Source organism: Thermodesulfobacteriota bacterium, from assembly GCA_026415035.1.
Lineage (GTDB): Bacteria > Desulfobacterota > BSN033 > BSN033 > UBA1163 > RBG-16-49-23.
Genome location: JAOAHX010000003.1, coordinates 141394 through 155934 on the forward strand (window position 1 = coordinate 141394; position 14541 = coordinate 155934).

Sequence of the window (14541 nt, forward strand, 5' to 3'; positions counted from 1 at the left end):
TTTCGGCCCCCGTTTGGCTCACCTTTTGAGATTTTTATAACCGAAGTTTCCTGGGTTGTCAACAAATTTATATTGGTCTGACCATTTAACTTTAAAATTTCACCCATTTTTCGATAATAAAAAGAGAGGGCGTTTTTCCCAACGCCCTCTCTTCACATTGGTCATGCCTTTAGACTATTCCTTCGTCTTCTTCACCCGCTCGATCTCCGACTGGATGAACTCCCCTAACGTGTCGACCCTCATCAGGTTCTTCAGCTCCGCCTCTAAATTGGAAGGGCTCACCTTGAAGATCCATCCCTTGTCGTAAGGGCTTGCATTGATCAACTCAGGCGAGTCCTCAAGCTCCTCATTTGCCGAGACGACTTTTCCTGAGACGGGCGCATAGATCCTCCCGACCCATTTCCCCGATTCAAGGGAACCGCAGGGTTTCCCTTGTTCGACCGCTTTACCTGGGGAGGGAAGCTCGACATAGACGATGTCGCCCGCCAGTTTCTGGGCAAAGTCAGTTGTTCCGACCGTCACAATCTCTCCCTCCACCCTGGCCCAGAAATGTTCTTTGTGATAGTAGAGATCGTCCGGAAATTGGTACCCTTCGATTTCCATGAAAATGGCCTCCTTTCTTTTTTTCCAGGCTTTATACTACAAAATTCGTTCCTTCACAAGTCACCCAGCCCTTCTACCCCTTGACCGCCCAGAGGAAATCTTTTATATTTCTGCCATATTTAAGAAAAATTTCACAAAACGGCTCAGAAGCAGGGGCCAATTATACACTAACTTATTGATTCCAAAAGCATAATTGGTTTTTGACTTTTTAGCTTTTCTATTGCATCTTTAAAGTATGATCCACGCGAAAGATCTCGACCCCGGGTTTAAAGACCTCATAGCAAGAGAACCGGGGGGGCAGCACATCAAGAAATGCTTTGCCTGCGGGACCTGCACGGCAGGTTGTCCGGTCAGGCAGATTACGGAACGTTATAACCCGAGGAAGATCATCCGGATGGCCCTCCTGGGGATGAAGAAGGACGTCCTCTCCAGCCCGTTCATCTGGCTCTGCTCTTCCTGCTACACCTGCTACGAACGATGCCCCCAAGACGTGAGAATCCCCGAGCTCATGAACGCCATCAAGAACATTGCGGTGCGAGAAGGGCATATCCCTCCTCCGATTAAAACCCAATTGGAACTCCTCTCCACCTTCGGTCGCCTCCTGGAGATCTCCGATTTTGAAAATGAGAAGCGAAGGGAATTCGGCCTCCCCCTGGTTCAAGGCCGGACCGAAGAGATCCAAAAGATTTTGAAAGGACTCGGGCTCTGTCATGAAGAAGAAAGAGGACCGGTCTAAGGAAAGCTCCTATACCCTATTTCTTGGTTGTACGGTTCCGGTCAGGGCCTTAAATTACGAATTGGCCTCGAGGAAGGTTGCCGGTGCCCTCGGTCTAACCCTTCATGACATCCCTGAGTTTACATGTTGCGGCTATCCCGTCAAATCGATCAGCCACCATGCCTATCTCCTGATGGCGGCCAGGAATCTGGCCCTCGCTGAGGCCAAAGGGCATCCCATTTGCACCCTCTGCAGTTCCTGCTGTGGCTCTCTGGCGGAGGCCAACCGAGAACTTCTCGAGGATCCGAGCCTCCGGAAAAGGATCAACGAAGAGCTCTACCGCTGGGTGGGATTCCGTTACGAGGGCGAGGTGAAAGTCAGCCACCTGACCAGAATCCTTCACCGGGAGGTCGGAACGAAGAAGATCGAAAAGGAAGTCCGCGCCGACCTCTCCTCCCTTAGGGTTGCGGCCCATTATGGCTGCCACTTTACCAAACCCTCGGACCTCTACCGAAGGGCCGATGATCCCGAAAATCCCAAAAGTCTCGATGAGCTGATCGAAGCGACAGGGGCCCAATCCCTTGCTTACGAAGAGAAACTCTCCTGTTGCGGTGGCGGGGTGCTGGCGATCGACGAACAGGTCGCCTTGGGGATGGCCCAGAGGAAGCTCGATCATATCCACGCCCAAAAAGCGGATGCCATCGTCCTGATCTGTCCTTTTTGCAGCGTGATGTACGAATCGAACCAGAAGAAGATCGAAAAGGCCTTCGAGAAGGATTATAAACTTCCCGTCCTTTATTATCCCCAACTCCTCGGCCTGGCCCTTGGGATCGATCCGGACGAGCTGGGCCTGAAGATGAACCGCATCAGGACCTCAGACCTCTTGAAGAAGATAAGGAGGCCGGCCTGAGATGACGACTTCCGACAAACCGACCGGTGCAGTCCTCGTGGTGGGAGGCGGGATCGGAGGCATCCAGACCTCCCTCGACCTGGCGGAATCCGGGTTGAAGGTCTACCTCCTCGAAAAGAGGATGAGCATCGGCGGGACGATGGCCCAGCTCGACAAGACCTTTCCCACCAACGACTGCTCCATGTGCATCATGTCTCCCAAGCTGGTGGATGCTGGCCGCCACCGGAACATCGAAATCCTGACCAATGCACGCGTGGAGAGGGTGGAGGGGGGCCCCGGCCATTTCAGGGTTCACATCCATAAAAAGGCTCGCTATGTCACCCTTGAAGATTGCAAGGCCTGTGGGGAGTGTGCCAAGGTCTGCCCGATCAAGATCCCGAACGACTATGAACAGGGCCTGGTCACCCGTGCGGCCATCTACCAGCTCTTTGCCCAGGCCATGCCCAGTGCGTACGGGATCGAGAAGAGGGGCGAACCGCCCTGCAGGGCCGCCTGTCCGATCCACGTCAATGCCCAAGGTTACATCGCCCTGATCTCCGCAGGGAAGTTCGAGGAGGCCCTCGCTTTGGTGAGGGCGAAGAATCCCTTTCCCGGGATCACCGGCCGGATCTGCACCCACCCCTGTGAAACGGCCTGCCGAAGAGGAGAGGTTGAACAGCCGATCGCCATCGATGGCTTGAAACGGTTCGTCGCCGACCTCGAAATCGAGGACAAAACCGATCTCTCCGTGCCGCCCGAAAACGGAAAGAAGGTGGCGATCGTCGGCTCTGGCCCTGCAGGCCTTCTGGCCGCATGGGATTTGAGAAAGAAGGGTTATGGGGTCACCATCTTCGAGGCCCTTCCTGTGGCCGGGGGTATGCTCGCTGTGGGGATCCCGGAGTACCGTCTGCCCCGGGCGGTGTTGAACAAAGAGATCGATTACCTCAGGCGGATGGGCGTCGAAATCAGGCTCAACACACCCGTTGGGAAAAATCTCACCCTCCGAGGCCTTAAGGAACAGGGCTACGAGGCCATCTTCATCGCCACAGGCGCCCATGTGAGCCGGAAACTGGGGCTCCCGGGAGAGGAGGCCTCGGGCGTCCTCCATGCCGTGGACTTTTTGAGAAAAGTGGCCCTTGGCCAACCCGTCCAGGTGGGCGAGAGGGTCGTCGTCATCGGGGGAGGAAACGCAGCGATCGATGCGGCCAGGACCGTTTACAGGCTCGGGGCCAAAGAGGTGACCATCGCCTATCGGAGGACCCGAAACGAGATGCCCGCCCAGGCCGAGGAGATCGAAGAGGCGGAGCATGAGGGCATCCGGATCGAGTACCTCACGGCACCCGTCAGCCTCCTGGTCGAAAACGGAAGGATCAAGGGAGTCCAATGCCAGCGGATGACCCTTGGAGAGCCCGATGAATCCGGAAGGGCAAGGCCCGTGCCCGTCCCAGGCTCGGAGTTTGTCCTACCGGCCGACACCCTCATCCCTGCCATCAGCCAGGAACCTGACCTCTCCTTCCTCGACCCGGAGGACGGGATCAAAACCAGTCGATGGGGGACGATCGAAGCCGATCCCCTCACCCTCCAGACCTCGGTGGAGTGGGTCTTCGCTGGAGGTGATGCGGTCACGGGTCCGCAGACTTACATCGATGCCATGGCTGCAGGACGGAAGGCCGCCCTCTCCATCGATCGGTATTTAAAAGGGGAGGACCTGAGAAAGGATCGAGAGGGTGAAGGGCCTCAGAAGGATTACATCCTCGTCGACATCGACGGGGTCGAGTACCGGCCGAGGGCGCCCATGCGCTCGATCCCGCTCGGGGAGCGGAGAAGCTTTGCCGAGGTCAACCTCGGACTGGCCGATGCAGAGGCCGCCATCGAAGAGGCCAAACGCTGTCTCCAGTGCGCAGGGTGTTCGGAGTGTCTCGAATGCCTCAAGGCGTGCGAGGCCAAGGCCATCGATCACCGGATGAGAGACGAACGCCTCGAGATCGAGGTCGGGGCCATCGTCCTCTCCCCCGGCTTTGAGGAGTTCGATCCCTCGATCAAGAGCGAATACGGCTACAAGCGGTTTCCCAACGTGGTCACGAGCATCGAATTCGAACGCTTCCTCTCCGCCTCAGGCCCTTTCAAAGGCGAGGTACGCCGGCCTTCCGACGGAAAACATCCCAAAAAGGTGGCCTGGATCCAGTGCGTGGGATCGAGAGATCCCCATATCGGAAAGGGCTACTGCTCCTCGGTCTGCTGCATGTATGCCACCAAAGAGGCGGTCATCGCCAAGGAACATGCCCCGGAGCTCGAGGCCACCATCTTCTTCATGGACATGCGGGCCTATGGAAAGGACTTCGACAAATATATCGAGAGGGCCAAGAGGGACTACGGGGTCCGCTATATCCGCTCCAGAATCTCCCATCTTCGGGAAGCGCCCGAGACCCGAAACCTGATCCTCCAGTATGAGACGGAGGATGGGGCGATGGCCTCCGAGGAATTCGACCTCGTCGTCCTCTCGGTCGGGCTCGAACCGGCAAGGGAGCATCGGGAGCTCGCCGAGGTCTTCGGGGTGGAGCTCGATCCCTTCGGATTCGTGAAGACCGACGCCTATTCTCCTCTCCTGACCTCCAGGCCCGGCATCTACGTGAGCGGGGCCTTCTCGGGCCCGAAGGACGTCCCCGAAACCGTGGCCCAGGCCTCCGGAGCGGCTGCCGAGGCCTCCTCACTCCTTGCCCCTGCAAGGGGCGAGCTGGTCACGGAAAAGGAGTTCGTCCCTGAGAGAAATGTCAACTACGAAGGACCCCGAATCGGGGTCTTCATCTGCCATTGCGGGATCAATATCGGGGGCGTGGTCGATGTCCCTGCAGTTGTCCAATATGCCAGGACCCTGCCCCATGTGGTCTATGTGGCTGAAAACCTCTACACTTGCTCGCAGGACACCCAGGAGGCCATCAAGAAGGCGATCGAGGAGCATCGCCTCAACCGGATCGTCGTCGCCTCCTGCACGCCGAGGACCCACGAGCCCCTTTTCCAGGACACGATCCGGCAGGCCGGGCTGAACCGTTATCTCTTCGAGATGGCCAACATCCGGGACCAGTGCAGCTGGGTCCACATGCACCAACCCGAGGAGGCCACTGAGAAGGCCAAAGACTTGGTCCGGATGGCCGTGGCCAAGGCCGCCCTCCTCGAACCCCTCTCCACCCAGATGGTGGAGATGAACCAGAAGGCCCTGGTCATCGGAGGGGGCCTATCGGGGATGGCGGCCGCCTTGAAGATCGCCGAATCGGGGTTCGAGGTCTACCTCGTCGAAAAAGAACCGCAACTGGGGGGGAAGGCGACAAAGATCCACTACCTCCTCGACCGGGATGACCTACAGTCCTTCCTCGAACGGATGATCCGTCAGGTCGAGAAGAACCCCAAAATCCACCTCTACAAAGGAACCACCATCGAGAAGGTCGAAGGGTTCGTGGGAAACTTCAAGACGACGGTCCGAAACGGCGAGGGGACGAGCGTGATCGATCACGGGGTCGTCATCGTCGCCACCGGGGCGGACGAACACCGGCCTCGATCCTATCTCTACGGCCAGGATCCCAGGGTGATCACGCAGAAGGAGCTCGAAGAGAGGATCGCCCTCTCTCCCGGGTCGTTACGATCTCTCAAGAACGTCGTCATGATCCAGTGCGTCGAGTCGAGAAACGAGGAGAGGCCCTTCTGTAGTCGGGTCTGCTGTTCCGAGGCGATCAAAAATGCCCTGAAGCTCAAATCGATCTGCCCGGAGGTCAACCTCTACATCCTCTACAGGGATATCCGAACCTATGGCCTGAAGGAAACCTACTACGAAAAGGCAAGGGAGGAAGGGGTCCTCTTCATCCGTTACGAGCCCGAAAGACCGCCCAAGGTGGAAAAGGGCGATGAAGGAGTTTCGGTCACCGTCCACGAGGCCATCCTACACGACGACCTCCTCATCGAGGCCGACCTCCTCGTGTTGAGCCCGGGCATGGAGGCCCCCCGGGAAGAAAACGAGCGCCTCTCCAAGATGCTCAAAGTCCCCCTCAATCCGGATGGCTTCTTCCTCGAGGCCCACATGAAATTGAGGCCGGTCGACTTTGCGACGGAGGGCGTCTATCTCGCAGGCCTGGCCCATGGCCCCAAATCGATCGAAGAGAGCCTCGCCCAGGCCAATGCCGCGGTCTCGAGGGCCCTCACTCTCCTGACGAAGAAGCAGCTCGAGACGATCGGCACCGTTTCGGAGGTGAACGAAAGGACCTGTGTGGGCTGCGGCCTCTGTGAAAGTCTCTGCCCTTACCAGGCCATCGAGGTCGTGTCGAAGCGGACCATCGTGGGCGAAAAACGGGTCGCCCAGGTCAACAAGGTCCTCTGCAAAGGATGCGGCGTCTGCACGGCTTCCTGCCGTTCCGGGTCGATCGATTTAAAAGGCTTCAGCACCGAAGAGATCTTTTCCCAGATCGTTCAGTTGGCCGCGAGTTAGAGCATGGAAAAGCATTGGGAACCGAAGATTCTCGCCTTCCTTTGTAACTGGTGCTCCTATGCGGGAGCCGACCTCGCAGGCACCTCGAGGATCCAGTACCCCCCGAACATCCGGGTCATCCGGGTCCCTTGTTCGGGACGGATCAATCCCCTCTTCATCCTCAAGGCGCTCCAAAGCGGGGCCGACGGCGTCTTGGTCTCGGGATGTCACCCTGGAGACTGCCACTATCTGTCCGGAAACTATGTGGGAAGGAGGAAGTCCGCGACCTTAAAGCGATTCCTTGAATACCTCGGATTGGAGGAAGGCCGGGTGCAGTTTTCTTGGGTCTCTGCGGCCGAAGGCGTGAAGTTTTCCCAGGTCATCCATGAGGTGACCGAGGACGTGAGGCGATTGGGGCCCCTGAGGAAATTTAGAAGGTCGATGGGATCCGACGGCCAGCCTCTGCACCCATGAAGAGCCAAACGATGGATCAGCTCAAGATTCAAGAAAAGCTTAAAGCCGTGGCAAGGGACCTCCTGGCCAAGAAGGAGGTCGACCTGATCATCGGATACCGGACCTGGACCCTGCCTTTGAGGACGACACCGGTCTTCATCCGGACGCCGGAGGGCACCGAGAGCCTGGTCTGGAACTCCTTCTGCGAGAACAACCTCTCGACCTACCTCCACAAGTTCCGAGGGGTCAGGGTGGGATTGATCGTCAAAGGGTGCGATGCCCGTTCTGTCGTCGCCCTGGGCCTCGAAAAGAGATATGTGGATCATCCTCCTATCCTCATCGGCGTCCCCTGCCACCGGATGGTCGATCGAAAGAAGGTGAAAAAGGCGGTCAAAGGCGAGATCCGGGAGGCGATCGAGAAGGGAGACCATCTCGTCGTCAAGGGGGATGGCTTCGAAGTCACTCTCAAACGGGACGACTACCTCTACGCCTCCTGTTTAACCTGCACCCATCGAACACCCACCCAGGCCCATCTCCTCGTAGGAGATCCGGTGGAGGAAGCCCCCCTGGTCGAGGTCCATCCCGAGGTGGCCGATTTTGAGAGGAGGCCTGCCGAGGAACGGTGGAAGTTCTTCGAGCAGGAGACGAGCCGCTGTATCCGCTGTTACGCCTGTAGAGAGGCCTGCCCGATGTGCTACTGCTCCGAATGTTTCGTGGACTCCAGCCGTCCCAGGTGGCTCGGCAAAAGCCTCTCGTCCCAGGACCTCACCTTCTACCACATGGTTCGGGCCTATCATCAGACCGGAAGATGTTCGGGGTGCGGCGCCTGTGAGCGGGCCTGCCCCATGGAGATCCGCCTCACCTATCTCACACAGAAATTGAACCAGGAGGTGAAGGAGCTCTACGGATTTGAGACGGGAGTGAGGCCGGAGGTCCCTCCGCCCCTTTCGACCTTCAACCTGGATGATGAACAGGGATTTATCAAATGAAGTTCAGGCTGAAAAAGAAGGATTTCGAAACCTTTCTGAAGGGATTGATCGAGACCTACGACCTTTTCGCACCGGTGAAGCTGGCCGAAGGGGTCTCCGTCTTCAAAAGGGTTGAAGATCCCAGGGAAGTGAACCTCGACCAGTTGGTTCCTCAAAAGCCAGCCAAAGAGGCCTTCTTCCCCCAAACCGAGGTGATGTTCCGCTTCGACCGGGCGGAGGGTCATGGCCAGGTGCGATCGACCGAACGGCTCGAGAGGGACAGGGTCCTTCTGGGCGCCCGACCCTGCGATATGGCGGCGCTCTCCATCGTCGAAAAGGTCTTCGACTCTCCCGAATATACCGATGTCTACTTCGCCGAGAAGAGGCGAAAGACGACCCTCGTGGGCCTGGGCTGCAATCGCCCCCTCTCCACCTGCTTCTGCGTCTCCACAGGAGGCGGCCCTTTCGAGAAGAACGGGTTCGATCTCTTCCTCACCGATTTAGGCGAGGCCTATCTCGTCGAACCGCTAACCGAGAAAGGGACGGTCCTCACCCGGAGTCCGATCTTCCAAGAGGCCTCTCCGGAAGAGGAGGAGCGGGCGGGGGAGCTGGCGCAACAGGCGACGAAGAGCGTGGACGGATCGCTCCCCGTGGAGGGGATCGAAAAACGGCTCGACCTGATGATGGAAAGTCCCTTCTGGGACCGGGTCCACGAAAAGTGCCTCGGATGCGGGGTCTGTACCTTTCTCTGCCCCACCTGCCACTGTTTCGACATCTCCGACGAGGCGACCAATACCCGGGGGGAGCGGGTCCGGTGCTGGGACTCCTGCCTCTTCCCCATCTATTCCTTGGAGCCCTCCGGCCATAACCCCCGCCCCACCTGCAGGGAACGGACCCGGCAGCGGTTGATGCACAAATTGAATTACTATCCGAAAAACTTCGGCAGGGTCGCCTGTGTGGGCTGCGGCCGTTGCATCCAATTCTGCCCGGTTCAATTCGACATTCGGGAGGTCTTGGTCTACACCTCCGCCAAGCAACGAAAAGAGTCGAAAGAGAGGTCCGGATAACCGATCTATGAAGAACCCGTACCTTCCCATCCCCATGATCCTGAAGAGGGCCAGGATCGAGACGACGGATCGAATGCTCCGAACCCTCGAACTGGCCTTCAAGAACAAAGAGGACGAAGAATCGTTTCGATTCATCCCTGGCCAGTTCTGCGAGCTCTCCGTTTTGGGAAAGGGGGAGGCGCCCTTTGGAATCGCCTCCTCCCCCCTCGAGAAGGGCACCCTCACCTTCACGATCAATAAGGCCGGCCTTGTGACGACGGCGCTTCACCATCTGGAAGAAGGCGCCGAGATCGGCATCCGGGGTCCCCTCGGCAATGGTTATCCCATCGACCTCTTTGAGGGCAAAAACCTCCTCGTCATCGGCGGGGGGTTTGCCTTTACCACCTTACGCTCCCTCGTCGCCTACTACCTTCACCCCGAGAACCGACCGAAGGTGAAGAAGATCACCGTCCTTTACGGGGCGAGGATGCCCGGCCTGCTCCTCTATAAGGAGGAGCTCGAGGCCTGGCAAAAAAGGGACGACCTCACCCTGGTCATGACCGTCGATTGGGGAGACAAGGACTGGAAGGGGAAGGTGGGGCTTGTCCCCAACGTCCTCGAAGAGATGGCCCCTTCTTCTGACGAGACCTACGCCGTCATCTGCGGCCCGCCGATCATGATCAAATTCACCTTTCCCAAGCTGGTCGCCCTTCGCTTTCCCAACGAGCGGATCTTCACCTCCCTCGAAAAGCGGATGAAGTGCGGCATCGGCAAATGCGGTCGGTGCAACATCGGCCATCTCTACGTCTGTAAAGATGGGCCGGTCTTCAGTTATGCCCAGTTGGAGAAACTGCCCAAAGATTATTGATGGAGGAGGACCCCATGGACATCGTCAAGGAATTGAGACAGATCGTCGGCGAAAAGAACGTGAGGACGGATCAGATCGAGCGGCTCTGCCACTCCCGGGACATGTCCGTCCATGAAGGCATTCCCGATGCCGTCGTCTTCGCCTCATCGACCGAAGAGGTCTCCAAGATCCTGAAGTTGGCTTACGAGAACGATATTAAGGTGATCCCCCGGGGGTCCGGAACGAGCACCACGGGCGCGGTCCTGGCTTGCTTCGGGGGCATCATCCTCGACGTGAGCCGGATGAACAAGATCAAAGAGATCCAGAAGAAGGACGGCTATGCGGTCGTCGAGCCCGGGGTCATCTGCGCCCAGCTCAATGCCGCCCTCGCCCCCACCCATTTCTTCCCCCCGGACCCTGGAAGCGCTACGATCGCCTCGATCGGCGGGATGGTCGCCACCAATGCGAGCGGAAACCGCGCCATCAAATACGGGACGACCAAGGACTACGTCATGGCCATGGAGGTCGTCCTGGCCGATGGCCGGGTCTTCCGCACCGGCTCCACCGCACCGAAGACCTCCTCCGGATACGACCTGGTCCATCTCTTCGCCCGTTCCGAGGGGACCCTCGGGGTGATGACGGAGATCACGGTGAAGATCCTTCCGATGCCGGAATATATCGCCTTTGCCCAGCTCTGGTTCCCCGAGGTGGAGGACGCCGGAAAGGCAGCGGAGGGCATCCTCGGCTCCGGCATCCCTCTCTCCTCCTGTGAAATTTTGGACCGGGTCTCCATCGAGGTCGTCAATAAGGCGATGGGGCTCAACATCCCGGAAAACGTCGGCTGTATCCTCTTCATCGAGATCGACGGCAACCGGCAGGCCGTCAAGGAGAACATCGAAAAGATCAACCGGATCTCGAAGGAGTGTAACAGCCTGGGCGAGCAGTGGGACGACGATCCGGCCAGACGGTTGAAAATGTGGGCAGGCCGTCAGGGCCTCGTCCCCTCCCTCTCCAAATTGCGAAGAGGGGCCAAGCTGGTCCCCCTCGTCGAGGACTTCGGCGTGCCCATCTCCAAGATTCCCGAGACGATTCGGAAACTCCAGGCCATCCGGGACAAGCACAACTTTCCCATCCCGATCTTCGGCCATATCGGCGATGGCAACCTCCATGCCGTTCTGATCATCGATGGGAGGAAGAAAGAGGAATGGGAGGTCGCCAAAAAGATCGCCCAGGACTTCATCGACCTCACGATGGAGCTGAAGGGCACGCTGACCGCGGAACACGGGATCGGCATCGCCAAGGCCCCCTACATCCACCATGAACTGGGCATCGGCCAGGAAGTGATGCGTGCAATCAAGAAGGCCCTCGATCCCAAGAACATCCTCAATCCAGGGAAACTAGGGCTCGACGATGAAACCAAGGACATCTATGCCTTCTTCACCTACAAGGAATTCGTCGAGACGCCGGAGAAGATCAAAAGTTTCGGCCCCGAGGTGGATAACGAGATCTTCGCCTGCATCAACTGTGGCTTCTGCCGGGCCGGTTGCACGGTCTACGCCCGCACGGGCCTCGAATCGGAAAATGCCAGGGGCAGGGTGATCCAGGCCTACTACATGATGAAGGGCTTGCTTGAGCCCTCCAAGGAGGTGGCCGACAAGTTCTACCTCTGCACCACCTGCCTCAACTGCAAGGCCACGTGTCCCGCTGGCGTGGTCGTCTCCGAGATCGTGGAGGCCGGACGCCGAAAACTGGTCGAGGCAGGTTTCCTCCCGGAGATTCACAAAACCCTGATGGAGAACCTGAGGGCGACGGGAAATCCCTTTGGAGAACCGAGAGAGAAAAGGACCGACGTCTATCCCTCTACCTTCAAGCCCAAGGAGGGGCCGGTCGATGCCCTCTTCTTCCCGGGATGCGTCGCCTCGTTCCAAGACGTGAACATCGTCCCCAACCTGATGAACATCTTTGAGAAGGCCGGCATCTCCTATACCGCGCTGGGAAAGGACGAGAACTGCTGCGGCTACATCTCCTATCTCGTGGGGACCGAGGAGTTCAAGGAGGTGGGGAAGAAGAACGTCGAGGCCATCTCAAAGGTTCAACCGAAGCAGATCGTCACCACCTGTGCCGGCTGTTATAAAACCTTTAAAGAGCTCTACCCCAAGTACCTCGCCTTTCAGACGCCGGTCGTCAATGCCATCGAATACCTTGACCAACTGCTCCAGAACGGGCAGTTGAAGTTCAAAGAGATCCCGCCGGTCAAAGTCGCCTACCACGACCCCTGCGACCTGGGACGCCACCTCAACATCTTCGAGCCCCCGAGGGACCTCCTGAAAAAGATCCCAGGGGTGACCCTCATCGAATTCAAAAACAACCGACTCCTCGCCAAATGCTGCGGGGGCGGCGGGGGCATGAAGGCCTTCAACACGGAGCTCTCCGGCGAGATCGCCTATCAGCGGATGCTCGAAGCCCTCGAGGTGGGAGCCGAGACCGTCGTCTCGGCCTGCCCGGCCTGCAAGGCCAACCTCCAGGTCGCTGCGGCCAGGCTGCGAAAAGAGAAGAAAGGGAAGATCAAGGTGATGGACATCACCGAACTGGTCGCCGAGGCCCTCGCCTGATCGACCCGGCCTCGATCGAACCCCGATCCTGCCCTTGTCCTCCTCAGGGGCAGGATTTTTTATTTCAAGAAGTAGTCCTGCCAGAGCTCCTCGATCTGCTCGATCTTCTCTCGGAACTCGTAAAGGAGACAGAGCTCGTCAAGGTAATCTTCGAGGGAGGTGGTGCTCACCTCGACAAAACGTTCGCATTTGGTCAAAAGGGTGGGTTGAGGTTGATCGCATCCGAAGGACTGAGCCCGGTCCTCCTCAAGGGGAAGGATGCGATAGGCCCGCTCTGACCGATCGTAGAACCGCCCGTGAATGCAGCGGAAGCACCGTTTTCTCCTCAACTCGATCGCCCGTTCCACCTCTTCCTCCACCGCCTCCTCGATCGCCTTGCGGAGGATGGCATTCCGCTCCTTAGGATCAAGGGATCGGATCAGGCGAACGATGCTCCTCTTCGTCTCTTCGACCGACTGGGCGATCCCTTCGCGAAGGATCTCGGGAGAGCAAACCTGCCTCAGCTTGAGGGAACGCACCTCCTGGCAGACCAGCGTCCCGATCTCCCGCTTCAGATGCCTATGCAACTCTTTGTCCATGGCCACGGTTCTCTTTTACACCAAAAAGGGAGAGATGGCAATATCTCCCGTCCTTCTCTTGAAAAAGGGTTTCTTCGGGTGTTACGCTCGATTTTTAAGATGAGACTACGGGTTGGGACCAACTGGGATTTCGGTCTTCTGGATGCCCTTCAGGGGACAGCGGTCGATGCCCTCTTTGGGAAACTCCCTTTCGATATCATCGGCGGGGCCCGGCCGGGATTCGTCCTCCCACAGGTCGATCGAAAGTATGTGGAACGGTACATCCGGGCCTGTCACGAAAAGGGAATCGAGTTCAGCTACCTCCTCAACGCCCCCTGCCTCGGAAACCTTCAATATTCGAAGAAGGGGTATAGGCAGATCGTCGATTTGATCGAATGGATCGACGAAGCCGGAGCCGATTCGGTCGTGGTCGGGGTCCCTTACCTCATCGACCTGATCCGGAAACGATTTCCGAGGTTGAAGGTGAAGGCCTCCACCACGGCGAGGGTCAACACGGTGAGGAAGGCCCTCCAGTATGAGGACATGGGGGTCGAAGAGATCATCATCGACGAGCACATCAACCGGGACTTCAAAACCCTCGAGGCGATCCGGAAAGCGGTCAAATGCAACCTCGAAATTCTGGTCAATAACATCTGCCTCTGGCAGTGTCCTTATAATTACGAACACGTCAACCACGATGGCCATGCCTCACGGGAGGGAGAAGAAGAGTCCCATTGCTACCTCCAATATCCTGGCTATCTCTGTCTCCACCGAAAGTTGACCGAGCCGGTGGAGCTCCTCAAATCGCCCTGGATCCGGCCGGAAGACCTGCCCCATTACGAAGCCCTCGGCTATGACCGGTTTAAGATCACTGAGCGCTTTAAGCGAACCCCCCTTCTCGTGGAGCATGTGAAGGCTTATGAAAACCGGCGGTACGAGGGAAATCTCCTCGACCTCTTCACCCTTCCGAGAAAAGGGGCCTTCACCCCCCTTCACCTCGAATACTTCATCAAACCCGAGCATGTGAACATCCTGAAGATCTCGGAACTCGAAAAGGTCTTCGATCTCGAGGTCCGGCAGCTCATCCAGATCGAAAACCGAAAACTCGATGGATTCATCGAGCACTTTAAAAACGTGGACTGCAATCAGACCCCCTGTTCCCAATGCCTTTATTGTGAACAGATCTTCGAGAAAGTGGCCGTCGTGGATCGCGAAGGCATTGCCCAGGCCTCGAAGAAGGTGAAGGACTTCGCCGACAAACTCCTCACGGGAGAGATCTTCGAAATCCCCCGGTCCCATCTCCTCTTTCGGATCCCCCTCGCCAGACCTCTTTTAAAGCGCCTCGTCCGGTGGCGTGTCAAGAGAGGACAGCCCATCCATTCCTGAGGGACCCGAAGC

The 14541-nt window shown here is 57.9% G+C and carries 11 protein-coding genes; 9 read left to right on the plus strand and 2 right to left on the minus strand.

The genetic code is table 11. The annotated features are described in order from the left end of the window. Nucleotides 1-174: 174 nt before the first annotated feature. Complete coding sequence (gene gcvH / locus N3G78_03275) at nucleotides 175-603, minus strand: glycine cleavage system protein GcvH (protein ID MCX8116941.1); 429 nt, start codon at nucleotides 601-603, stop codon at nucleotides 175-177. Nucleotides 604-838: 235 nt separating this feature from the next. Between gcvH and N3G78_03280 the strand changes: the two genes are divergently transcribed. From N3G78_03280 to N3G78_03315, 8 genes are read left to right on the plus strand one after another with little or no spacing between them, the layout of a single operon-like run. Further along, entirely contained in the window at nucleotides 839-1339 is a 501-nt protein-coding gene (locus tag N3G78_03280) for a 4Fe-4S dicluster domain-containing protein (GenBank protein ID MCX8116942.1), read from the plus strand. Next, nucleotides 1314-2228, plus strand: coding sequence for a CoB--CoM heterodisulfide reductase iron-sulfur subunit B family protein (locus N3G78_03285; protein MCX8116943.1), 915 nt, complete (start codon nucleotides 1314-1316; stop codon nucleotides 2226-2228). The genes N3G78_03280 and N3G78_03285 overlap by 26 nt, the downstream gene beginning before the upstream one ends. A 1-nt stretch (nucleotide 2229) precedes the next feature. Continuing rightward, entirely contained in the window at nucleotides 2230-6681 is a 4452-nt protein-coding gene (locus N3G78_03290; protein MCX8116944.1) for an FAD-dependent oxidoreductase, read from the plus strand. A gap of 3 nt (nucleotides 6682-6684) precedes the next feature. Then, complete coding sequence (locus tag N3G78_03295; protein MCX8116945.1) at nucleotides 6685-7134, plus strand: hydrogenase iron-sulfur subunit; 450 nt, start codon at nucleotides 6685-6687, stop codon at nucleotides 7132-7134. 11 nt (nucleotides 7135-7145) lie between these two features. Continuing rightward, nucleotides 7146-8102: a 4Fe-4S binding protein gene (locus N3G78_03300; protein MCX8116946.1), complete on the plus strand. Its 957-nt coding sequence runs from the start codon at nucleotides 7146-7148 to the stop codon at nucleotides 8100-8102. Continuing rightward, nucleotides 8099-9148, plus strand: a complete 1050-nt coding sequence (locus N3G78_03305) for a 4Fe-4S dicluster domain-containing protein (protein ID MCX8116947.1) — start codon at nucleotides 8099-8101, stop codon at nucleotides 9146-9148. Before N3G78_03300 ends, N3G78_03305 begins: the two co-directional genes overlap by 4 nt. A gap of 7 nt (nucleotides 9149-9155) precedes the next feature. After that, nucleotides 9156-9995 carry an FAD/NAD(P)-binding protein gene (locus N3G78_03310; GenBank protein ID MCX8116948.1) on the plus strand — a complete coding sequence of 280 codons (840 nt, stop codon included), beginning with the start codon at nucleotides 9156-9158 and terminating at the stop codon, nucleotides 9993-9995. A 14-nt stretch (nucleotides 9996-10009) separates the two neighbouring features. Next, nucleotides 10010-12586, plus strand: a complete 2577-nt coding sequence (locus N3G78_03315) for an FAD-binding oxidoreductase (protein ID MCX8116949.1) — start codon at nucleotides 10010-10012, stop codon at nucleotides 12584-12586. A gap of 59 nt (nucleotides 12587-12645) precedes the next feature. On the opposite strand, the gene N3G78_03320 is transcribed toward N3G78_03315, so the two are convergent. Continuing rightward, nucleotides 12646-13164 (minus strand): hypothetical protein, encoded by a 519-nt coding sequence (locus N3G78_03320; protein MCX8116950.1) that lies wholly within the window; start codon nucleotides 13162-13164, stop codon nucleotides 12646-12648. Between the two features lie 99 nt (nucleotides 13165-13263). Between N3G78_03320 and N3G78_03325 the strand changes: the two genes are divergently transcribed. After that, nucleotides 13264-14529: a U32 family peptidase gene (locus N3G78_03325; protein MCX8116951.1), complete on the plus strand. Its 1266-nt coding sequence runs from the start codon at nucleotides 13264-13266 to the stop codon at nucleotides 14527-14529. Nucleotides 14530-14541 lie beyond the last annotated feature (12 nt).